General features: G+C 74.3%; 19 protein-coding genes and 1 riboswitch. Of the genes, 9 read left to right on the top strand and 10 right to left on the bottom strand.

The genetic code is table 11. The features are described 5' to 3' along the window. Positions 1 to 99 precede the first annotated feature (99 nt). Together MTF65_RS29340 and MTF65_RS29335 are read left to right on the top strand one after the other, a co-directional pair. Entirely contained in the window at positions 100 to 948 is an 849-nt protein-coding gene (locus tag MTF65_RS29340; RefSeq protein WP_243632016.1) for an aldo/keto reductase, read from the top strand. Positions 949 to 959: 11 nt separating this feature from the next. After that, positions 960 to 1,394: an RICIN domain-containing protein gene (locus MTF65_RS29335; RefSeq protein ID WP_243632015.1), complete on the top strand. Its 435-nt coding sequence runs from the start codon at positions 960 to 962 to the stop codon at positions 1,392 to 1,394. Positions 1,395 to 1,406: 12 nt separating this feature from the next. On the opposite strand, the gene MTF65_RS29330 is transcribed toward MTF65_RS29335, so the two are convergent. Both MTF65_RS29330 and MTF65_RS29325 read right to left on the bottom strand, forming a co-directional pair. After that, the gene (locus MTF65_RS29330) at positions 1,407 to 2,159 is read right to left on the bottom strand and encodes a class I SAM-dependent methyltransferase (protein WP_243632014.1); all 753 of its coding nucleotides are present in this window, start codon (positions 2,157 to 2,159) and stop codon (positions 1,407 to 1,409) included. Beyond that, positions 2,159 to 2,464 (bottom strand): 4a-hydroxytetrahydrobiopterin dehydratase, encoded by a 306-nt coding sequence (locus tag MTF65_RS29325; protein WP_243632013.1) that lies wholly within the window; start codon positions 2,462 to 2,464, stop codon positions 2,159 to 2,161. Before MTF65_RS29325 ends, MTF65_RS29330 begins: the two co-directional genes overlap by 1 nt. A 216-nt stretch (positions 2,465 to 2,680) precedes the next feature. On the opposite strand from MTF65_RS29325, the gene MTF65_RS29320 reads away from it, so the two are divergent. The 3 genes from MTF65_RS29320 to MTF65_RS29310 all read left to right on the top strand — a co-directional run bounded on the left by MTF65_RS29320 (position 2,681) and on the right by MTF65_RS29310 (position 6,384). After that, complete coding sequence (locus MTF65_RS29320; protein ID WP_243632012.1) at positions 2,681 to 4,471, top strand: FAD-dependent oxidoreductase; 1,791 nt, start codon at positions 2,681 to 2,683, stop codon at positions 4,469 to 4,471. Between the two features lie 295 nt (positions 4,472 to 4,766). After that, the gene (locus tag MTF65_RS29315) at positions 4,767 to 4,955 is read left to right on the top strand and encodes a hypothetical protein (RefSeq protein ID WP_243632011.1); all 189 of its coding nucleotides are present in this window, start codon (positions 4,767 to 4,769) and stop codon (positions 4,953 to 4,955) included. Between the two features lie 16 nt (positions 4,956 to 4,971). After that, a complete protein-coding gene (locus tag MTF65_RS29310; protein ID WP_243632010.1) occupies positions 4,972 to 6,384 on the top strand; it encodes an NAD(P)/FAD-dependent oxidoreductase in 1,413 nt (470 codons plus the stop codon). A 90-nt stretch (positions 6,385 to 6,474) separates the two neighbouring features. On the opposite strand, the gene MTF65_RS29305 is transcribed toward MTF65_RS29310, so the two are convergent. After that, on the bottom strand, positions 6,475 to 7,383 hold the full coding sequence (locus MTF65_RS29305) for a bifunctional 5,10-methylenetetrahydrofolate dehydrogenase/5,10-methenyltetrahydrofolate cyclohydrolase (RefSeq protein ID WP_243632009.1): 909 nt from the start codon (positions 7,381 to 7,383) through the stop codon (positions 6,475 to 6,477). A 28-nt stretch (positions 7,384 to 7,411) separates the two neighbouring features. Then, positions 7,412 to 7,508: riboswitch (ZMP/ZTP riboswitch) on the bottom strand. A 310-nt stretch (positions 7,509 to 7,818) separates the two neighbouring features. Between MTF65_RS29305 and MTF65_RS29300 the strand changes: the two genes are divergently transcribed. Then, on the top strand, positions 7,819 to 9,399 hold the full coding sequence (locus MTF65_RS29300) for an RNA polymerase sigma factor (protein WP_308407237.1): 1,581 nt from the start codon (positions 7,819 to 7,821) through the stop codon (positions 9,397 to 9,399). A 101-nt stretch (positions 9,400 to 9,500) separates the two neighbouring features. Here the strand turns inward: MTF65_RS29300 and MTF65_RS29295 are convergent, their stop codons facing one another. From MTF65_RS29295 to MTF65_RS29280, 4 genes are all read right to left on the bottom strand, one after another. Further along, positions 9,501 to 9,947: an SRPBCC family protein gene (locus tag MTF65_RS29295; protein ID WP_243632008.1), complete on the bottom strand. Its 447-nt coding sequence runs from the start codon at positions 9,945 to 9,947 to the stop codon at positions 9,501 to 9,503. 85 nt (positions 9,948 to 10,032) lie between these two features. Further along, a complete protein-coding gene (locus tag MTF65_RS29290) occupies positions 10,033 to 11,454 on the bottom strand; it encodes an amino acid permease (protein ID WP_243632007.1) in 1,422 nt (473 codons plus the stop codon). Between the two features lie 74 nt (positions 11,455 to 11,528). Continuing rightward, positions 11,529 to 13,709 carry a phage holin family protein gene (locus MTF65_RS29285; RefSeq protein ID WP_243632006.1) on the bottom strand — a complete coding sequence of 727 codons (2,181 nt, stop codon included), beginning with the start codon at positions 13,707 to 13,709 and terminating at the stop codon, positions 11,529 to 11,531. A 104-nt stretch (positions 13,710 to 13,813) separates the two neighbouring features. Beyond that, entirely contained in the window at positions 13,814 to 14,218 is a 405-nt protein-coding gene (locus MTF65_RS29280) for a hypothetical protein (RefSeq protein WP_243632005.1), read from the bottom strand. Positions 14,219 to 14,364: 146 nt separating this feature from the next. Between MTF65_RS29280 and MTF65_RS29275 the strand changes: the two genes are divergently transcribed. Continuing rightward, positions 14,365 to 15,141 carry an MBL fold metallo-hydrolase gene (locus tag MTF65_RS29275; protein ID WP_243632004.1) on the top strand — a complete coding sequence of 259 codons (777 nt, stop codon included), beginning with the start codon at positions 14,365 to 14,367 and terminating at the stop codon, positions 15,139 to 15,141. Further along, the gene (locus tag MTF65_RS29270) at positions 15,138 to 15,776 is read left to right on the top strand and encodes a DedA family protein (protein ID WP_243632003.1); all 639 of its coding nucleotides are present in this window, start codon (positions 15,138 to 15,140) and stop codon (positions 15,774 to 15,776) included. Before MTF65_RS29275 ends, MTF65_RS29270 begins: the two co-directional genes overlap by 4 nt. Before the next feature lie 882 nt (positions 15,777 to 16,658). Here the strand turns inward: MTF65_RS29270 and MTF65_RS29260 are convergent. Both MTF65_RS29260 and MTF65_RS29255 read right to left on the bottom strand, forming a co-directional pair. Next, on the bottom strand, positions 16,659 to 17,891 hold the full coding sequence (locus MTF65_RS29260; RefSeq protein ID WP_243632002.1) for an aminotransferase class I/II-fold pyridoxal phosphate-dependent enzyme: 1,233 nt from the start codon (positions 17,889 to 17,891) through the stop codon (positions 16,659 to 16,661). Positions 17,892 to 18,048: 157 nt separating this feature from the next. Continuing rightward, a complete protein-coding gene (locus MTF65_RS29255; RefSeq protein ID WP_243632001.1) occupies positions 18,049 to 18,618 on the bottom strand; it encodes a TIGR03086 family metal-binding protein in 570 nt (189 codons plus the stop codon). A gap of 202 nt (positions 18,619 to 18,820) precedes the next feature. On the opposite strand from MTF65_RS29255, the gene MTF65_RS29250 reads away from it, so the two are divergent. Next, on the top strand, positions 18,821 to 19,654 hold the full coding sequence (locus MTF65_RS29250) for a methyltransferase domain-containing protein (protein WP_243632000.1): 834 nt from the start codon (positions 18,821 to 18,823) through the stop codon (positions 19,652 to 19,654). 137 nt (positions 19,655 to 19,791) lie between these two features. On the opposite strand, the gene MTF65_RS29245 is transcribed toward MTF65_RS29250, so the two are convergent. Next, on the bottom strand, positions 19,792 to 21,759 hold the full coding sequence (locus tag MTF65_RS29245; RefSeq protein WP_243631999.1) for a DUF5107 domain-containing protein: 1,968 nt from the start codon (positions 21,757 to 21,759) through the stop codon (positions 19,792 to 19,794). Positions 21,760 to 21,823 lie beyond the last annotated feature (64 nt).

Genomic DNA, 21,823 nt, shown 5'->3' with positions numbered 1-21,823 from the left:
ACCCGGTTGGCGGGAATAGGCGCTCCGGAGGGCAGGTTGTGGCCGGTCGTAGGCCAGTTGCGAACCCACCACCGCACCGAGGCGAGGGAACGAGTACACGTGAACCAGGTCCCCACCATCAAGCTCAACAACGGCACGCTCATGCCCCAGCTCGGCTTCGGCGTCTGGCAGGTCCCTGACGACGAGGCGGAGCGGGCCGTCGGGGCCGCGCTGGAGGCCGGCTACCGCAGCGTAGACACCGCCGCGTCGTACGGCAACGAGGAGGGAACCGGCCGGGCCATCGCCGCCTCCGGGGTGCCGCGCGAGGAGCTGTTCGTCACCACCAAGCTGTGGAACGTCAAGACGAAGGTCTGGGACCGGGACGGGGTGCTGCGCGCCTTCGACGAGTCCCTCGGCCGGCTGGGGCTCGACCACCTCGATCTGTACCTGATCCACTGGCCGCGCCCCATGCGCGACGATTTCCTCACCATCTGGCAGACCTTCGAGGAGATCGCGGCGAGCGGCCGGGCCAGGGCCGTCGGTGTGTCGAACTTCCGCCCGGTGGACCTGGAGCGGATCGGCGGCGTGAGCACGCTCGTCCCGGCCGTGAACCAGATCGAGCTGCACCCGCTCTTCCCGCAGACCGAGCTGCGCGCGCTGCACGCCCGGCTCGGGATCGCCACCGAGGCCTGGTCCCCGCTGGGCCAGGGCAAGGAGCTGCTCGCGCTTCCGGTCGTCACGGCGATCGCCGACAAGCACGGCCGCTCCGCCGCGCAGGTGGTACTGCGCTGGCACCTCCAGCAGGGGGTCATCGTGATTCCGAAGTCGGTGACGCCGTCGCGGATCCGGGAGAACCTGGACGTGTTCGGCTTCGAGCTGGACGCCGACGACATCGCGGCGCTGGACGCGCTGGGCAGCGGGCCCGAGGGGCGGCGGATCGGGCCGGACCCGGCCGTCTTCGACATCTGAGGGGCGCGGGAGTGAATCCTCCGGACGGTGTCTACCGCGTCCGCAACGTCGCCAGCGGTCTGCTGCTCCAGGTGGAGAGCGGCAACCGGGTCCGCGTCGCGCCCGAGGGACCGCCCGCGCCCGCGGCCGCCCAGGAGTGGGAGATCTCGCCGGTGCACAGCGGCGGCGGGCTCTTCCACCTGGTGAGCGTCCACAACGGCAAGCGGCTCGACGTGGCGAACGCGTCGACGGAGAGCGGAACCCGTGTCCAGGTATGGAAGGCCAACGCGTTCGGCGCGCAGGAGTGGATCGTCGAGGAGCATCTGGACGCGCCGGGCGTGGTCTCCCTGATCGCCGCGATCAGCGGGCTGTCGCTGGAGGCGGCCTCCCCGGACGACGAGGGCCTGGTCCGCCAGTGCGAGGACAGTAACTCGCCCTCGCAGTGGTGGCGCCTGGAACCCCGCTGACCGCGGGCCGGGTCAGTCGCGGACGAAGCCCTGGAGACGGTACGTCGGGTCCGCGCGCGGGAGGTCCGGGTCGGGCAGCCGCTCCAGCCGGGCCGCCAGTTCGCGCGGGCCGATCCCGCGCGGACGGACCCGGGAGGCGTACTGTCCGGCCAGCAGCGCCCGAGCCGCGGCGCGCGGGCTGCACCCCTGGCCGTGCCCGGCGAACAGCGCGTCCGCGTACGGACGCAGGCCCGCTCGCGCCGCGTACGCCGTCACCGGCCCGGAGGCGTCCGAGGGGGCCGGCGTCAGGTGGGGCGCCAGGACCTCGTCGATGTCGCTGCCCACGTCGTGCGCGGCGTCCTTGTCCACGGTGGTGACGAACACCCCGCCCGGGCGCAGCACCCGGGCCGCCTCGGCGATGACGGCGGGCACCGCGCCGGGGGCCCGCAGCAGGTGCAGCAGCCACACCGCGCTCACGGCGTCCAGCGAACCGGTCCGCACCGGGAGCGCGGTCCCGGAGGCCAGCGCCACGGGGACCCGGCGGCGGACGGCCATCGCGGCCATCCCGTACGAGGTGTCCGCGCCCAGGACCCGCAGCCCGGGGCGGGTCAGCCGGGCGGTGACGATGCCGGTGCCGCAGCCGAGGTCGAGCAGGGTCCGCGCTGCGGGCGGGAGCAGGCCGAGGACCGCCGCGGCGGCGGCCTCGGCGCGCGGGACGCCGCCCCGGCTGGCGTCGTAGGCCTCGGCCTCGGCGTCGTAGTCGAGCAGCGGCCTCGGTATCGGCATCAGCGCGCCCCGTGGGCGGGGGCGAGGCCCTCGACGCGTTCGGCGAGTTCGAAGTCCGTCGCGGTCACGACGTCGCCGGCGCTGTGGGTGTTCACGGACACGCGGACCGTGTTGTAGCCGAGGGTGAGGTGGGAGTGGTGGTTCAACTCCTCCTGCACGGAGACGATGTGGGCGACGAGCGCGGCCGCGGCGACGTGGCCGGCGAGCCGGTAGGTACGGATGATCCGGTCGTCCTCGTAGGCCCAGCCGGGGAGTTCCCGCAGCCGGTCCTCGATCTCCTTCTGGGAAAGCGGCTCGCCCGACATCCGCATGCTCCTTTGCCTGACCGATGTGCCTGACCGATGTGCCTGACCGACGTGTTGTCAGAAGAGGTTCCCACAGCCGACGCCCGAGGGAAGGTTTCACGCCATAGTGCGTGCGGGTACTTCCGCGCCTTCCGTGGCCACGGGGTGGCCCCTATGCTCCTGCGCCGGACGTGACTGTTACCGCCGGTAATAAGGCGCACACCGAGGGGACACCACATGGCGCGCACGGGCAATTCCAGGCGTACGTTCATCGCGGGCGCGGCGGCCACCACCGCGGCGTTAGCGGCTTCCGGGGGCCTGGCCGCCCCGGCGTCCGCCGAGAGCGGGGCCACGTCGGCGCCCGCCGACGGCCGGCGGGTCGCCGTCCTCGGCGGCGGGGTCGCGGGGCTCACGGCCGCCCACGAACTCGCCGAGCGCGGCTACGCCGTCACCGTGTACGAGCGCCGCGCGCTCGGCGGCAAGGCCCGCAGCATGGACGTTCCCGGCAGCGCCCGGGGCGGCCGCCGCCCGCTGCCGGCCGAACACGGCTTCCGCTTCATCCCCGGCATCTACCACAACCTGCCCGACACGATGCGGCGCATCCCCTTCCCCGGCAACGCCCACGGCGTCTGGGACAACCTGGTCGCCCCGCGGGAGATGATGTTCGCCCGGGCGGCGGGCCGCGAGGACCTGCGCGCACCCATCCCGTGGCCCGACCACTCCCCCGCCGAACTCACGCCCGAGGAACTGCGCCGGGCCCTGACCGGCATCCTGCAGTCCCTGGTCCGGCTGCCGCTCCACGAGACCGCGTACTTCGTGGACCGCGCGCTGGTCTTCCTCACCAGCTGCGACGAGCGCCGCGACGAGGTCTGGGAGCGCACCCCCTGGTGGGATTTCACCCGGGCCGCGCAGATGTCGCGGGAGTACCAGCGCATCCTGGCGATCGGCGTCACCCGCAACATCGTCGCGACCAAGGCCGAGGAGGCCTCCACCCGTACGGTCGGCACCCTCGGCGAGGCCTTCGTCTTCAACCTCCTGGGCCGGGGCGCCGACGGCCCGCCGGACCGGATCCTGAACCTGCCGACGAACGAGGCCTGGATCGACCCCTGGGAGACCCATCTGCGCTCGCTGGGCGTGGAGTTCCGGATCGGCTGGACGGTACGGGAGGTGCGGTACGGGAACGGCCGGGTCAGCGGGGTCGAGGTCGAGGACCCGGGCGGCGTCCGCCGGACCGTCACCGCCGACCACTACGTGTCCGCCCTCCCCGTCGAGCACGCCCGCCGCACCTGGAGCCCGGCGCTGCGCGCCGCCGACCCGATGCTGGGACGCTGCGACAAGCTGGAGACCGACTGGATGACCGGCATCCAGTTCTACCTCACCGAGCGGGCGCCGCTGGTGCACGGCCACCTCAACTGCATCGACTCACCCTGGTCGTTGACGGCGATTCAGCAGGCCGAGCACTGGCCCGCGCGGGATTTCCCCGCCGACTACGGGGACGGGACGGCGGTGGACTGCCTGTCGGTGGACATCTCAGAGTGGGACAAGCCGGGGATCCTCTACGGGAAGACGGCCAAGCAGTGCACGCGCGAGGAGGTCGCGCGCGAGGTGTGGGCGCAGCTGAAGGCCTCCCTCAACGACACCGGCACCGCCCCGCTGAAGGACGCCAAGCTGCACTCCTGGTTCCTGGACCCGGGGGTGGACGGGCTCGGCACCCCCAACCCCACCAACCAGGACGAGTTGCTGATCCACCCGACCGGCACCTTCCACAACCGGCCGAGCGCGGGCACCCGCGTCCCCAACTTCTTCCTGAGCGGGGACTACGTCGCGGTCGACATCGACCTCGCGACGATGGAGGGCGCCAACGCCTCGGCGCGGGCGGCCGTCAACGCCCTGCTGGCCAGGGACGGTTCGCCGGCGAAGCCGTGCACGATCACGCCGTTGTACCGGGCGCCGGAGATCGAGTCCGCCAAGCGGCACGACCGGTGGCGCTACCGTCTCGGCCTGCGCAATGTCTTCGACATCGGCTGACCCGGGGCGACACGCGTTCGCGCGTGCCGATCTTTCTTGAGCCGCATCGCGAGAAGGTTGCGGTTGTGCTGGTTCGGCACAGGGCGGGGAGCTACTCTGCACGCAGTTCCGGCTCACCCTGGACGGCAGGCCCCCGCGGCTCCCGCTGAAGGAGCTGGGACCGCCTGCGGTTCGCGCACCCGCGCCGCACCCACCTCCGTGCGGACGGGCGGCCGGCCGACCGTGCTCCCTCGCCGGGATCGGGCGGGAACTGGACACCGGCGGCCGCGACCCGGCGAACCCGATGCTCGCGGTGATGCGGGGGCACGACGTACGCACCGTCGTCACGCGGGCCGGGCGGGTCTCCCCGAGGGGGTGGAAGTCACTGGCCGACCACCTGGGCGACCTGCTCGCCCGCGAGGGACGGCTCCCGGACGCGGGCCCCGCCCGAGCGCCCGCCGAAATACCTGCCGACGCCACCGCCGATGCCCCCGCACGGCCTTGACAGAGAGCACCCCACGATGACCCAGCCCTCCCCGCCCCCGCACGCCGTCGTCATCGGCGGCAGCATGGCCGGCCTGCTCGCGGCCGCCGTCCTCGCCGAACACATGACGGTCACGATCATCGACGCCGACGTCCTCCCGGACAGCCCGGCGGTGCGGCGCGGACTCCCCCAGGCCCGGCACGTCCACCTCCTCTGGTCGGGCGGGGCGCGCGCCATCGAGGAGATCCTGCCGGGCATCACCGGGGCGTGGACGGCCGCGGGGGCCCTGCGCCGGAGCCTGCCCACCGACCTGGTCACCCTGACGGCCCAGGGCTGGCTGCCGCGCTACGAGGAGATGCAGTTCACCGTCTCCTGCAGCCGGGACCTCCTCGACTCGGTGGTCCGCGCCCGGGTGACGGCCCTGCCCGGGGTCAGCACCCTCCAGCGGAGCCGGGTCCGCGCCCTGGAGGGCACCGCCGCCCGGGTCACCGGGGTCCGGGTGGACACCCCCGGCGAGGAGGGCCTGCTGGTCACCGCCGACCTCGTCGTGGACGCCAGCGGGCGCGGGTCCCGGGCCCGGACCTGGCTCCAGGAACTCGGCGCGGGCGGGATCAGGCGGGCCGAGGTCGATTCCGGTCTCGTCTACGCGACCCGGATCTTCGAGGCGCCCGCCGGGGCCCACGCGGCGGGCTTCCCCATCGTCAACGTGCAGGCCGACGCGCGCGTGCCCGTGCCCGGCCGGACGGCGACGCTCGTGCCGATCGAGAACGGCCAGTGGCAGGCCACCCTGTCGGGCACTCGGGGCGGCCAGCCCACGGCCGATCCCGACGCGTTCATCCCGTTCGCCAAAGGCCTCCGCTCGCCGATGGTGGGCGAGCTGCTGGAGGGCAGAAAGCCCCTGACGGACGTGGCCGTCACCCAGGGCACCGCCAACCGGCGGCTCTACTTCGAGAAGGCGGACCTGCCCGACGGCTTCTTCGCCGTCGGCGACTCCGTGGCCACCTTCAACCCGCTGTACGGGCAGGGCATGACCGTCGCCGCCCAGGGGCTGCTGGCCGTACGCGCCCTGCTGCGCGCCAAGGGGATCGACCGTCCGAGCTTCGGCCGCGAGGCGCAGCGCGCGCTCGCCCCGCAGGTGGCGACGGCCTGGGAGCTCGCCACCTCGCAGGACATCCGCTACCCGGGCGCCACGGGCGTGAAGCCGAAGCCGGGAGCCGGGGTGCTGGGCGCGTACGTCACCCGCCTGATGGCCGGAGCCACCACCGAGCAGGCGCTCACCGCCGCCCTGCTCAAGGTGATGACCATGAACAGCGCGCCCACGCACTGGTTCCGCCCGTCCGTGGTCTGGCACGTACTGCGGGCCACCGGCCGCGGCGCGCCCGAGGCCCCGACCCTGACGGCGGCCGAGCGCGCCGCGGCGGGCCTCGACCCGGCCGACCGGCCCTGCTGAGCTCAGCAGGGCTCAGCAGGGCTCAGCAGGGCTCAGAGCAGGGCGCAGAGCAGGGCCGCCGGCACGGCTCAGCGGTCGCGAAAACGGCCGTCAGAGGGCCGCGAGGTCCAGCCCGGCCTGCGTGGCGGCGGCCTGCACCGTCTGCTCCAGCAGCACGGCGATGGTCATCGGGCCGACGCCGCCCGGAACCGGGGTGATCAGCGAGGCACGCGCGGCCGCCGACTCGAAGTGGACATCGCCGACGTTGCCCTCGTTGTACCCGGCGTCCAGGACCACCGCGCCCGGCTTGATGTCCTCGCCCCGGATGAAATCGGCCTTGCCGACGGCGGCGACCAGCACGTCCGCCTGGCGCACGATCGACGGCAGGTCCCGGGTGCGCGAGTGGCAGTAGGTGACGGTCGCGTTCCGCTCCAGCAGCAGCATCCCGGCCGGCTTGCCCAGGATCGCGCTCCGCCCGACGACCACGGCGTGCTTGCCGGTCAGGTCGACGTCGTACTCGGCGAGCAGCCGCATGATGCCGCCGGGGGTGCAGGAGACGAAGCCCGGCAGGCCGAAGCCCATGGCGGCGAAGGAGTGCATGGTGACCCCGTCGACGTCCTTGCCCGGGGCGATGGCCTCGAAGGCGGCGCGCTCGTCGATGTGGTGCGGGACGGGGTGCTGGAGCAGGATGCCGCTGATCTCCGGGTCCTCGGAGAGGGCCGTGAGGGTGGCGACGAGCTCCTCGGTCGTGGTCGTGGCGGGGAGCTCCACGTGGCGGGAGGTGATCCCGGCCTTGGCACAACGGTTCTGCTTCATCCGTACGTAGGTGACGGACGCGGGGTCCTCGCCGACCAGCACGGTGGCGAGACAGGGCGCGGTTCCGGTGCGCTCGGTGATCTTCGCCGCGTAGGCGGCGGTCCGCTCCGAGACGCGGCGGGCGAGGGCGGTGCCGTCCATGAGGCGGGCGGTCTGCGCCGGCTCGCCGGACTGGGGCTGCGGGATGGACTGGGCAGTCGTCATGGGGGTCTCCTGAGCGTCGCTGCGGATCGCGGTTCGCCCAGGCGCGCGGCAGTCGGCGTACGGACCGCGTACGCCGGGCCGCTCCCCGGTGGTGATCCACCCGAACGCCAGTCACGGCCCGCGGCCCACTGTAGTCGACGCGGCCGCGCACCCCGTGAACCGCCGGTCCGCCTGGGGGGAGGATGCGTACGGAGTTCCACGGCATCGGAGCCGTGATCTACTTTTCGGAGGCGGACGGATCCACGCCGGATCGGTTGCGCGGCCACAGCGTGGCGCAGGTCACTCAATTCAGCGCGTAACGAATCGACTCGGGCATGCGATGAACCGACAGGTGTCCTCGCGCGGCCCCGGAATACAGACCCCCGTCGGTCTGTTTCCCGAGTTCGCGCGATGATGTCCCGTCCACCCTTATTTGTTCGCAACGAGAGGCTCCTTGTGTCGCTCAGCCCGTCCCGTACGTTCCCTCCGGAGATCGCCGAATCCGAGGCCCTGGTCGCGCTCGTCGAGCGCGGCCGCGAGCAGGGTCACATCAACGGTGACGACGTGCGCCAGGCCTTCGAGGCCGGCCGCATCCCGGTGGACCAGTGGAAGCGGGTCCTGCGCAGCCTGAACCAGGTCCTGGACGAGGAGGGCGTCGCGCTGCACGTCAGCGCTGCCCCCGCCACGAAGGTCGCTGCCAAGAAGCCCCGCAAGGCGGCCGCCGCGCCTGCCCGCACCGTGACCAAGAAGGCTGCCGCCGCGCCGCGCCCCATCGGCGCGCGCAAGACCGCCGTCGCGGCCGCACCCGTCGCCGCCGCTGCGGCGATATCGGGAGAGACCGCCGCGGCCGATGTGTCCGAGGACACAGACGCCGCCGCTCCCAAGAAGCGCGTGGTCAAGAAGGCCGCCGCGAAGAAGACCGCCGTCAAGAAGACCGCGGCCGCGAAGAAGACCAGCGCCAAGGACGCCGACGAGGGCGAGACCCCGGCCGTCGGCGAGGACTGGGCGGCCGAGGACCTCGTGGACGAGGCCGAGGAGGAGACCCCCAAGGCCGGCGGCACCCAGGGCTTCGTCCTGTCCGACGACGACGAGGACGACGCCCCCGCGCAGACGGTCATGGTCGCCGGCGCCACCGCCGACCCCGTCAAGGACTACCTCAAGCTCATCGGCAAGGTGCCGCTGCTCAACGCCGAGCAGGAGGTCGAGCTCGCCAAGCGCATCGAGGCGGGTCTCTTCTCCGAGTACAAGCTCGAAGAGGAGGAGGACCACAAGCCCGCCTTCAAGCGCGAGCTGGAGATCCTGGTCGAGGACGGCCGCCGCGCCAAGAACCACCTGCTGGAGGCCAACCTCCGCCTCGTGGTCTCCCTCGCCAAGCGCTACACCGGCCGCGGCATGCTCTTCCTGGACCTGATCCAGGAGGGCAACGTCGGCCTGATCCGCGCCGTGGAGAAGTTCGACTACACCAAGGGCTTCAAGTTCTCCACGTACGCGACCTGGTGGATCCGGCAGGCGATCACGCGTGCCATGGCCGACCAGTCGCGCACCATCCGCATCCCCGTGCACATGGTCGAGATCATCAACAAGCTCGCCCGCGTGCAGCGCCAGATGCTCCAGGACCTCGGCCGGGAGCCCACTCCGGAGGAGCTGGGCAAGGAGCTCGACATGACCCCTGAGAAGGTCATCGAGGTCCAGAAGTACGGCCGTGAGCCGATCTCCCTGCACACCCCCCTGGGTGAGGAGGGCGACAGCGAGTTCGGTGACCTCATCGAGGACTCCGAGGCCGTCGTGCCCGCGGACGCGGTCTCCTTCACGTTCCTCCAGGAGCAGCTGCAGTCGATCCTGGGCACGCTCTCCGAGCGTGAGGCGGGCGTGGTCTCCATGCGCTACGGCCTGAACGACGGCCAGCCGAAGACCCTGGACGAGATCGGCCGCGTGTACGGGGTCACCCGTGAGCGCATCCGTCAGATCGAGTCCAAGACCATGTCGAAGCTGCGCCACCCGTCGCGCTCGCAGGTGCTGCGCGACTACCTCGACTGAGCCGGTCGCAAGACGGCCCCTCGGGGCGTGAACGGCGGGGTCGCACCCCGCGGAACCACAAGCGCGTACGCGCGCCGGATCCGCGGGGTGCGACCCATTCGTCAGCCGGAGTGCTCCAGCAGGTGCTTGAGCTTCTCCTCGTTCTTCGGCATCTCCTTGCGGGCGAACGGCTTGACCACGAGCGGTACGAGGGCCCTGCCCATGCCGTGGCCCTCGAAGTCGAGGTCGAGGGTGACGCGCGAGCGAGCGCCGTCGTCGAGCGGTTCGATCGTGCCGCGGACGTCACCGCGTACCGGGCCGTCGATACCGTGCATGCGCCAGCTCCGCGGCGGGTCGAGTTCCATGACCTCCATGGTCATCGGGAACTCCCGCTTGCCGATCAGGCGGGTGACGGCGACCTTCGAGCCGACGTGGAGGGGTGCGTCGTCCAGCCGGCGGGCGGCGACGGCGCTGTCCTGCCACTCGGGCAGATGTCTCGGGTCCGTCATGTAGGCGTAGACCTCTGCCGGACTCCGGGATATGTCGATGCTTTCTCTGATCGCGGACATGGCCACCCCTTACTACCCCCCTGCTTGACCTCTCACTCCACCTACTACCCCCTGCCTGTCCTCTCATTCCACGCTACTCCGCAGGTCAGACGGCCGCACGACGCTTTCGCGCGGACATCACGGCGTAGACGGGGACGCCCGCGAAGAGGAACAGCACGCCCTGGTAGACGGCCGCGTAGCCGGAGCCCGCCACCAGCCACATCGAGAACGCGAAGGCGAGGACGGCGAGGACGCCGTCGCGGACCAGCCGGCCGCGGTGGACGCGCTCGGCCTGGCCGGAGAGCAGGAAGTGGATCTGCGCGGCGGTGGAGAGCAGGTAGGGGACGGTCGCCGTGAAGGTGGTGATCAGGACGAGGATCTCGAAGACGCCCCCGGTGCCCGCGCCGTCGCCGGGTGCGGCGGAGTTGTAGACGGTGAGGGCGGAGGCCAGGGCGACGGTGACGATGACGCCGACGACCGGGACGCCGCGCTTCTTCTTCTCGAAGGCCTTGGGGAAGAGCCCGTCCTTGGCCGCGGCGTACGGGGTCTGCGCGCTGAGCAGGGTCCAGCCGTTGAGGGCGCCGATCATCGAGATCACCGCCGCGCAGGCGACCAGGGTGCCGACCCAGGTACCGCCGGCCCCTCCATCTGCGGAAAACATGGCGTTGACGGCGTCGGTGAAGGGGGCGGTGGAGGAGACCAGCCGGTCGTGGGCGACCAGGCCGAAGACGGCGAGGGTGCCCAGCAGGTAGACGACGGCCGCGCCGACCGTGCCCAGGATCGTCGCGCGGCCGACGTTGCGGGCCGGGTCGCGGACCTCGCCCGCGCTGACGGTGGCGGATTCGACGCCGAGGTAGCTGAAGAGCAGGATCGCAGCCGAGGCGGAGACCGCGCCGGCGGCGCTCTGGTCGGTGGCCTGGAAGGGGCCCAGGTTCGCGGGGTCGAAGAAGAACAGCCCGCCCACGGCCACGAGGAGCAGCGGGGCGAACTTCAGTACGGTGGCGACGACTTGTACCGCGCCCACGTACCGGGTGCCCGCCAGGTTGGCGAGCGCCGGGAGCCACTGCACGGTGAGCGCGGCCAGGCATATGGACCACCTGTGCGCGCCCGCGGCGGGGAAGAGGACCGTGAGGTAGCCGACGGCCGACACGGCGAGGGCCGCGTTCGACACCCAGGCGGTGATCCAGTAGCTCCAGGCCGCGAGGAAGCCGGCGAAGTCCCCGAACGCGGCGCGCGCGTAGACGTACGGGCCGCCGGTCTGCGGGTGGCGCTCGGCGAGCCGGCCGAAGACGAGGGCGAGGGCGATCGCGCCGGCGGTGAGCACCCCGAAGGCGACCAGGCTGATCGTGCCGAAGGGCGCGACCGAGGCGGGCAGCAGAAAGATCCCGCCGCCGATGATGTTTCCCATGACCAGGCAGGTCGCGACGGGGAGCCCGAAGCGGCGGGCGTGCGGGCCCGTCTCTCCTCCCGTCGTCCGGTCGTCGGCCGGGGCGGGGGCCGGGGTGGGGGCGTGCAGGGTGGTGCTCACGGGGGTCGCGCCTCAGGTGTTTCACATGCTGGACAGGTCGACACATGGTCGGGCACGGTCAATCCGGCACCAAATCAACGGTTTTCATCCTGTACGGGCGCCCCTACCGGAGGAAGGCTTGCGCCGGTGGCGCCCTCCGGCCGGGGATCCTGCAGCGGTACCTGCGGGCCGTCCGCCTCGCGCAGCCAGCGGCGCAGTACGCCGTGTACCGCTTCGGCGCCGACCAGCTCGGCCCCTACTCCCGGCTCCGGAACCGGGCCCGGGGCCGGCTCCGGGATCGGGACCGGCTCCGGGATCGGGACCGGCTCCGGGATCGGGACCGGCTCGGACAGCACCGTCGGCCACATGAGGAAGGGGCGCGCCTGCTCCCCGCCCAGGCCGCCGTGCGAGCCGATCTGCTCCTCGAAGGCGTGGACCGCCCCGGTCAGCGGGTCGTACGCCGAGTTCACCATGATGTCGGCCGCGTGCGGGAAGGAGTCGGTGCGCCGCACCGCCCGCGCCGCACCCGGGCCGAAGGGGGCCAGGAGTTCCTCCGCCTCCCCCGGCACCGCCAGCCGCGCGACCGCGCCGCCGGGGCCCAGCACCTCCCCGTCCACCAGCAGGAAGCCGACCCCGGGGTGGTTGGCGAGGGTCGGGATCAGGGCCGGGTGCGCCCGTTCGATCCGCTCCCGGGTGGCCCGTCCCGCGATGTCCGGGAAGGAGATCAGGCCGAGGTTCCCGGAGGCCAGCACCACCGGGTCGAGGAGGCCGGGCCCGGGCCGGGCCTCCTCGTCCTCCTCGACCGGCCGGCGCAGGGCGGCGAGGACGGCCGCGCGGGCCTCGGCCCCGCTGTGCGTACGGCCCGCCCGGCGGGGGACCGGCAGCCCGCAGCCCGCCCGGACCAGGTCCTTCAGGGTCAGCCCGTACCGGCCGAGGAAGGTCTCCCCCGGGCTCTGGCCGTGGTCCGAGAGCAGCACGATCCGGTACTCCCGGGGCGCGTGCTCGGCGACCCGGGAGATCAGCGCGAGGCTCCGGTCGAGGCGGGCCAGTACCTGGTCGGTGTCCCGGCCGTGCGGGCCCGAGTGGTGGGCGACCTCGTCGTAGCCGACCAGGTCGGCGTAGACCGCGGCGCGGCCGGCGAGCATGTCACCGATCACCGCCGCCACGACCACGTCACGTTCCACCACCGTCGCGAACGCCCGGATCAGCGGGTACAGCCCGCCGCGCGCCACCCGCGGCCCGTCCCCGCGCAGCCGCGACCGTATCGACTGCCCGATCTCCCGGCCCGCCTCGGCCACGAAGGACACGGCGGTGCGGACGGCGTTGGCCGGGTCGGAGAAGTACGCGAAGTAGCCCGCGCGGGAGCGGTTCGCCCGGCCCCGCCGCGCCGATACCGACAGGACCAGGGCCAACTGGTCGGCGCCTCCGCTGAAGAGGTTGCCGCGGCTGGCGCCGTCAAGGGTGAGCAGCCCGCCGTCGCGGGTGCGGGCGACGGCCCGCCGCTGGAGTTCGGCGGCGCTGGTGGGCCGGTTGCAGACCATCACCTCGCCGGTGTCCTTCTCGTACCAGCGGAAGGCGGGCACGTCGAAGGTGGAGCCGTGCAGGATGCCGAGCTGGCTGGCGCCGGTCTGGCTCGACCAGTCGGTGTGCCAGGGCGTCAGCCGGTGGCTGCGGCCCAGCCAGTCGGCCACCGTCGGCATCAGCCCACTGGCCGCCGCGCCGCGCAGCACCTCGTACCCGACGCCGTCGAGCTGGAGGAAGACCATGCCGGGCGCGGCCTCGCCGGCGCCGGGCGCGCCCGGCCCGCGCTGTCTGCGGCGGCGCCGGTCGGCGAGCCGGTAAAGCCTGCGGCGGTAGGCCTCGTCGTCGCGTACCGCGAGCGCGGTGGAAGTCGCCGACGCCACGGCGGACATCACCGCGGCGACGACCACCGCGGTGTCGGGGGCCACCTCGCCGCGCCCGGCCGGGACCAGGCTGAGGGCGATCAGCAGCAGCGAGCCGTTGAGGAAGAAGACGAGCAGCCCGAGCACCAGGGCGGGGACCAGCAGCAGGGCCCGTACGAGCAGCGGCCACACCAGCGCGCTGAGCAGGCCGAAGGCCCCGGCGCCCCAGGCGGCGGTCAGGCCGATCTGCGTGATGCTGTCGCCGTCGCCGGACTGGAGGCGGAAGTCCGGCAGGACCCCGGCGAGGACGAGCATGGTGAGGGTGGACACCGCCCATACGACGATCACCCGCAGCAGGGCGCTGCCCGCCGTCCGCCACCGTCCGCGCCACACGCCGTACCCGCCTCCCTCTCCCCGGCGACCGCTGTCGTGCCAGCGTCGCACAGGGCGCCCCGGCCGGGGCGGGGTGACGGACCGGACACCCCCTACGTGCCGTCCTACGTGCCGTCGTAGCCGGCGGTCGGCATGGACAGCCTGCGGTGGACCTCGGCCTTCATGGCGGAGGTGTAGCGCGGTTCGGCGAGCCCGGCGGTCTCCAGGCGTACGCCGCGCCGCTCGCACTCGGCGGTGAACGCCTCGACCGAGCTCAGCGCCCGCGCGAGCACCCGCTGGTTGGCGGCGACGAACAGGTCCACCTGCCCGGCGTCGATGTCGGACCAGAGTCCGTAGTGGTCGGGGCGCAGCCCGTAGAAGACCAGCTCCCGGGCCACGACGTAGCCGTGCTCCGCGGCCCAGCGGGCGCACATGGCGTGCTGGCCGCGGGTGTCCACGGCGAAGGGGTCGTCGTCCAGGTCCTCTAGCGGGGTCAGGCTGGCGATCGCGGCCACCCGCAGCTCATCCATGCCGCCCGACCCTACTCCGATCCCGGGTCGGGAGGAGGGGGTCTTCTCCTTCCCATGGGGTTCCCATGCGGTTCCGATGCGGGGCGTGGGCGGCGGACAGACCCTAAGCTCGGGGGTCCGGGGAGGTGCGACGGCGGGAGGGCCTCGTGTCGGTGGAGATCACCTGGTGGGGGCATGCCACGTGCACGGTCGAGGACTCCGGGGTCCGGTTCCTGACGGACCCGCTGTTCGCCGGTCGGCTCGGGCATCTGCGGCGCCGGCGGGGGGCGTTGCCGCCTCCGGAGGCGGCGGAGGCGGACGTGGCGCTGGTGTCCCATCTGCACGCCGACCATCTGCATCTGCCGTCGCTGGCCCGGCTGGCGCCCGGAACCCGGCTGCTGGTGCCTCGGGGCGCCCCCCGGGCGGTGCCGGGTCTGGCGCGGATCGCGGGCGTGCGCGGGCTGACGGTGACGGAGGTGGCGCCGGGCGAGGAGGTCGCCGTACGGGAGGGCGTCCGGGTACGGGCGGTCAGCGCGCGGCACGACGGGCGGCGGCTGCCGTTCGGGCCTCAGCGGGCGCCGGCCCTCGGGTACGTGGTCCAGGGCGAGGCGGTGACGTACTTCGCCGGGGACACCGGGCTGTTCGACACGATGGCCGAGGAGGTCGGGCCGGTGGATGTGGCGCTGCTGCCGGTGGGCGGCTGGGGCCCGTATCTGGGGCCCGGGCACCTGGACGCGGGGCGGGCGGCGCGGGCGCTGGCCGCGCTGGCGCCGGCGGCGGCCGTGCCGGTGCACTACGGCACGTACTGGCCGATCGGGATGGACGCGGTGCGGCCGCACGAATTCCACGCGCCGGGCGAGGAGTTCGCCCGGCGGGCCGGGCGGCTGGCGCCGAAGGTGACGGTGCGGGTGCCGGATCACGGCGAGCGGGTGAGGCTGCCGTGACGCCGTGGCGTGTGGTGGGTGACGCCGTCGGCGAGGTGCCGCCGGAGACCACCCAGCAGGTGGTGGGGTACCCGGCGTTGTTCGTGCTGGTGGCGCTGGGGGCGCTGGTGCCGGTGATCCCGACGGGCGCGCTGGTGAGCACGGCGGCGGTGGTGGCGTTCCATCACCAGGCGCCGCTTCCGGGGGTGTTGCTGGTGTTCGGGGTGGCCGCGCTGGCGGCGTTCACCGGGGACGTCACGCTGTACTGGCTGGGCCAGCGCGGCGTGCGGTCCCGGGGCGGTTCGCGCCGGCTGGAGGCGCTGCGCGGCCGGGCCACGCCGGAGCGGCTGGAGCAGGCGCAGACGAAGCTGGACGAGCACGGGGTGCTGGTGCTGGTGGTGTCGCGGCTGGTCCCGGCGGGCCGGATCCCGGTGATGGTGGCCTGCCTGCTGGCGCGGCTCCCCCTGCGCCGGTTCGCCCGCGGCAACGCCCTGGCCTGCCTCGCCTGGGCGGCGACGTACGGCCTGATCGGCATCCTGGGCGGCTCCCTCTTCCCGGAGCCCTGGAAGGGCGTGGCCCTGGCGGTCGCCCTGACCCTCCTGATCAGCGCGGCCCCCTCCGCCTGGCGCCACCTCCGACCTCCGGCATCCCCCTGACCGGCCGGGCCGAACCGTACGCCGCCCAGTTCGGCGGACTCCCACCAGTCCGGCTCGGTGAGCCGGGTGCCCCGCGCCGCCAGCACCAGCGGCCGCCCCCGGCCGGGCCTCGCCGCCCGGGCCGGGCCTGCCGAAGACGCCCCGACAGCCTGGTGCCACCTCCGGCCTCCGGCATCCCCCTGACCGGCCCGGCCGTTCTCTGCCCAGCCGCGCGAAGGGGACTGGCCAGGCTCGCCGCCCGGCGCGGGCCCGGACCGAACCAGTCGGCTCTGCCGCGCGAAGGAAACTGGCCCGGCCCGGCTCGCGGGCCGGCACGGGCCACGGGCCGGCGCGCGCCACAGGCCGGCGCAGGCCACGGGCCGGCACGGGGCCACAGGCCGGCACGCGCCACAGGCCCGCTTCCAGGGCGCGGGGCGACGGCGGGCAGCGGCGCCGTCGCGTAGGGCAGGTCGGGGATCCCGCGCAGCCCGTCGGGGTCGGGCCGTAAGGCGCTCTCGCGGGCGAGCCGGGCGAAGGCGCGCATCCCGGGCAGCGGGGTGGTGAGCCGGCCGGCGAACGAGCGGGGCCACGGCCCGGAGTTCGCCGAGCGGCCGCAGGTCCACCGGCCGGGGAGCGGTGGCGGGCCGCGCCGCGGCGCTCGGGTTCACTGCCGACCCAGCGACCCGGCGGCCGGGGCAGGCGGGCCGGGGCCGGGGCGGCCGAGGCAGGCGCGGCCAGGGCCGGGGCAGCCGGGCCAGGGCCGGGGCAGCCGGGGCCAGGGCCGGGGCAGCCGGGGCCAGGGCCGGGGCAGCCGGGGCCAGGGCCGGGGCAGCCGGGGCCGGGCAGGGGCAGGCGCGGCCGGGGCGGGCGTCCGCGTCCGGGCCCTCATCGGGAGGCACCCGTTCATCCGGTCGGCTCGGCCAGCTCGGCCAGGACCGTCCCGAGGAGCTCCAGCGAGCGCCGCACGTGCGGGAGTTCCAGCGGATCGCGCGCGGTCAGCGCGGCCAGCCGGTCCTGCGGGGTGGCGCCCAGGAACGGCCCGGTCGACAAGCGGACCCGGAGCGCGCCCAGTTCGTCCGCGAACCGCTGTCCGCCGGGCGTGGGCGCGCCGAGCCGCGCGCCGAGCCAGTCCTCCAGTTCCATCGCGTCGCCCACCCCGTGCCGTGCCAGCCCGGCGCGCAGCGGGGTCAGGTCGGCGTAGAGGTGGCGCCCGGCCTGCGGGGGCCGGGCGAGCGCCCCGACGTGCAGCAGTTCACGGTGGACGGCGGCGGCCACCGTCCCGTGGAGCGCGGCGGCCGCGTACGCGCGTGCGGCCACGACGTCGGGCTCGTCGAGCGCGTGCGCGGCGGCCCCGGCGACCGGCCCGGCGACCAGTGCGCCGGTCGCGGTGAGGACGTCGAGGGTCCGGGCCCGCAGCCGGGTCCCGCGCGGAGTGCCGGGGAAGCGGACCACGGCGGCGGGCCAGCCGGCGGGGAGCAGCGCTCCGGACAGGTCCAGGAGTACGGCGGCCTGCTCGGGAAGCATTTCGGCGGGGCTCAGCACGAGGGTGTCGTGCGGGCGGTGCACGGTGTCGCGCCAGGTCTCGTCGCTGACGAGGAACAGCCCGGAGTCGGCCGCGGCCTCGCACGCCTCGCGCAACAGCTCGGGCGGCGGCACCGTCGCGGTCGGGTCGTCGGCGACCGAGAGCAGCAGGACGCGCGGGTCGCCGCCCTCGGCGCGCACCCGGCGTACGGTCTCCAGCAGGGCGTACGGGTCGGGGACGCCGCCGCACTCGGCCGGGGTCGGCACGTGGTAGGCCCGCCGTCCCAGCAGCCGGACCTGCGGCGTCCACCAGGCGGGGCACGGCCGGGGCAGTATCACGTCGCCCCCGCAGGCGCCGAGCAGCGCCAGCAGCAGCCCGGGGGCGCCGGGCCCGGCGGCCACGTTCTCCGGGGCGGTGGCGAGCCCGCGCCGGGCCCAGTGCCGGCACGCGGCCGCGCGTACGGGCTCACCGCCGCCGGGGGGCTCGGGGGCGGGCCGCCGGGCGGCCTCGGCGAGGACGGCGGTGAGCTCGGGGAGCACGGGCAGGCCGGGCTCGGGGGCGGGCGGGCCGTACCGGACCGGACCGTGGCCTTCCGCCACCGTGCGCTCCGTCACCGCGCGCCGCGTCCCCTCCGCCACTGATTCCCTGCCTTCCGCGCCTTCCGCGCTCGTCACACTCCGCCCGCCCTGCTGCCCTTACCCTTGCCCTTTATACGAGTTTTTGCTGCTCTATGCCCGTTATTGGTGGCCCGGGTGGGTGCCGGGGCGGAGGTCAGCCCTGCCTGCCCATCAGCGCCAGCAGCCGGGTCTGCGCGTCGGCGCCCGCCGGGACCTCCAGCGGAGCGGCGAACATCCCGCTGGCCGCGAGCCCGTCCGCGTGGGGCATGACCTGCTTGATGGCGAACTCCACGAGCCCGTCGGGCAGCCGGTCGTCGGCGCCGATCGCCCGCGAGAGGTCCCAGGTGTGGACGACGCAGTCGGTGGTCAGCTCCGCGCAGTAGTCCGACCCGGGCGTGGGCCCGTACGAGAGCTGGACGGTCCGCTCCAGCGCCCCGGGCGCGGCGAACGCGGCCTGCGCGGCGGTCGCGGCCCGCTCCCACGCGGCGACGGGGTCGTCGCCGAGGAGATCGCCGTCGAACGCGTCGCCGACCTCTTCCACCGTGCGGCCCTCGCCGACGAGCGGCGGAACCCAGACCTGCTCGCCGGTCACGTGGTTGACCAGGTCCCGCACGTTCCACTCCGTACACGGCGTCGGCAGGTCCCACCCGTCGCCGACGGCGCGCACCCGCTCACCGAAGAGCCGCAACGCCTCGGCGTGCTGCGCGAGCAGGGTGTCCGGCATCGCTCTCACCGTCCTCGGCCCGGGGGGTTTTCCTTCCTGGCCCACTGTCCTCGCACCCGCCCCGCCCTGCCACCGGCCGGGCCGATCCCCTTGCCGCACAGCCCCCGTGTCCACATGGCAAAACAGGTATCTCAGATGACGAGCCGATCCCCTACCGTGATCACCACGCTTCGAGAACGTTTCGACGAGGAGGAGTCACGCCATGAACACCCCGCACGAGACGGCCGTCCACACCACGGCCGTCTACACCCACGGACACCACGAGTCCGTCCTGCGCTCCCACCGCTGGCGCACGGCCGCGAACTCGGCCGCGTACCTGACCGGCGAGCTGCGGCCGGGCATGTCGGTGCTGGACGTGGGCTGCGGTCCGGGCACCATCACCGCGGACCTGGCGGCTCTGGTGGCCCCGGGCGGCCGGGTCACGGCGGTCGACGCGGCGCCGGACGTGATCGCGCAGGCGCGCGCCCACGCGGCGGAACGCGGCGCGGGCAACGTGGAGTTCGCCGTGGCGGACGTCCACGCCCTGGACTTCCCGGACGACTCCTTCGACGTGGTGCACGCCCACCAGGTGCTGCAGCATGTCGGCGACCCGGTGCGGGCGCTGCGCGAGATGCGGCGGGTGTGCCGGCCGGGCGGCGTCGTGGCGGCGCGGGACGCGGACTACGCGGCGATGACCTGGTTCCCGGCCTCGGCCGGGCTGGATGAGTGGCTGAGCCTGTACCGCCGGGTGGCCCGCGCCAACGGGGGCGAGCCGGACGCCGGACGCCGCCTGCGCTCCTGGGCGCGGGCGGCGGGTTTCACGGAGATCGGCTGCTCGGTGACGGCCTGGTGTTACGCCACGCCGGAGGAGGTCACCTGGTGGTCGTCCCTGTGGGCGGACCGTACGACGGCCTCCTCCTACGCCGGCATCGCCACGGGCGGCGGCCATGCCACGCCGTCCGACCTGGAGGCCGCCGCCGAGGCCTGGCGCACCTGGGCCGCCCACCCCGACGCCTGGTTCTCGGTCCCGCACGGCGAGATCCTGTGCCGCGCCTGAACCGACGGGGTCCTGAACCGACGGGGTCCGGCGCGGCCTCGGCGGCTCCACGCGGCGCACTCGTCCCGCACGATGCCCCTCCCACGCGGGCCGTACGAGAGGTTCTGATCCACCGGGCCTGATCCGCCGGGCAGGACCTAACCCGGCGGACGCATCCGGAAGTTGTAGGCCTGGGGCAGCGGTCGGTCCGTGAGGGCCGACCAGACCTCGGCGAGGACCTCGTCGCCCTCGCGGAGGTCCGGCAGTTCGAAGCCCTCCTCGAACACCCGCCGGGCCGCGACCACATGGCCCTCCGCCGCCAGCAGCCGGGCGGCGAGCAGCCGGAAGCGGCCCTGTTCGCGCAGGGCCGGCCGGAGGCGGTCCCAGACCGCGCGGGCGGCCGGCAGGCGTCCCGCCGCCAGGAGGGCCGTCATCGCCTCCCGCCCCAGCGCGGACTCGGCGGCCGTCCAGGCCTCACCCCCGCGGCTCTCCTCGGCCAGGTCCGCGAACGCCGCCGCGAACCCGTCGGCCGCCCGCTCCGGGTCTCCGGCCACCGCCTCCGCCACCGCGAGGCACCGCAGCAGCGGCCACCGCGACGGCGCCAGCGCCAGCCCGCGCTCCCAGCTCCGTACCGCTTGCGCCACATCCCCGGCATGCCACTGGGCCACGCCCAGGTGGTACTCGGTCAGCGGATCCGCCGGGGCGGTCTCCAGCATGTCCCGCCAGTGCGTGGCCACCAGGCTCGGTCCCGGCGGCGCGACCCGCCTCGGGGACGGGAAGACGCCCGTCCGCCACAGCTCCAGCCACGGGGCCTGCTCCTCGCCGAGCCCCGCCTCCTCGAACGGGGTGCCCGGCAGTTTGTACCCGCCGCACAGCACCTCCAGCGCGCCCCACCCCGAGCCCGCCGCCAGCCGCTCCCCCGGCTCGGTGTCGGCGCATCCGCGCCAGGCCTCGTACGCCTCCTCCACCCGCTCCCGCGGCAGGGCGCGGTCCAGGGCCGCCGAGGCCGCGCCGCGCGCCGCCCCCCAGTCGTCCCCGTGCACCGCGGAAGCCTCCGCGGCCAGCGGCCCGTACGCCTCCAGCCAGCTGAACTCCGCCCCGCCCTCCAGCCGTACGTGCTCCAGCTGGGTCCGGGCCAGCCCGGCCTGGATCTCCGCGTAGCCGCCGGTGCCGGGCTCGGTCAGCCATTCCTGCCAGCGCCGGCCGCCCTCGCCCGCGCCCCACACGAAGAGCTTCCGCCCGCGCAGCCGCGCCGTCGAGGTCTGTGCCAGCCCGCGCCCGTCGGCGTCCAGCGCGGCGATCCAGGGCCGGTCCCCGTCGCGCACCTCGTAGAAGTAGTCGGCCGGGTGTTCGCCGCGCAGCGGGTACGTGCGGTCCGCGCCCTCCCAGAGCGGTACGGGGACCCGCCGCAGCGCGCGCTCGTACCCGAAGTGCCACGCCTCCCGCGCCGGGGCGAGGACCCTGGTGCCCGCGTCCTCGGGGACGGCGGTGTTGGACCACCAGTACACGGGCGCGGGCCGCTCGTGCGGGTTGCGCACGCGCACGCCGACGTACAGGAACTCCGAGTCCGGCGGCAGCCACAGGTCCACCTGGAACGGCAGGTCGCGCAGCCGCTCCCACTCCCACAGCCGCACCATCGCGCCGCCGTCGGGTGCCGGGACGAGGGCGGCGTGCAGCGGGGCGCAGGACAGGGTGGTGTGCCCGGTGGCGCCGATGTTCCATTCGATGCCGCCGGAGAACCAGGCCCCGTTGAGGGCGAAGTTGGCGGGCTGGAACGCCGGGTTTCGGTAGAGCAGTTCACGCCCGGTCGGCAGGTGGACCAGGGAGTGCACGCGCCCGCCGAGTCCGGGCAGCACGGTGACCCGCAGGTGTGCGTTCTCGATGACGATCGACTCGAACTCCCGCTCTGTCCTGCCGCGTTGGTAGCCGTCCCGGATCCGGACGGGCAGCAGCGAGCGCAGCGGTTCGTAGCCGATCTGCCGCGCCATGTCACGCGGCAGACCAGGGCGGGACCGCTCGTCCACGGTGTGCACCCCGTCGGGCGCACGCAGGGCGGGCAGCGGATTGTCGGGGCCCAACGGGGCTGCGGGCAGGGTCAGTACGGCGCGGCGGACGGTGGTGGCCATGGGGAAATGGAACACGCCATGCCGGCCGGTGCACAGGGGTTCCGCGGATCACCACCGGTCAGGA

The sequence above is a fragment of the Streptomyces sp. APSN-46.1 genome (assembly GCF_022815725.1).
Classification (GTDB): Bacteria; Actinomycetota; Actinomycetes; order Streptomycetales; family Streptomycetaceae; genus Streptomyces.
The sequence above is the reverse complement of the archived record's forward strand: the minus strand, read 5'-3'. Positions and strand labels throughout refer to the sequence as shown.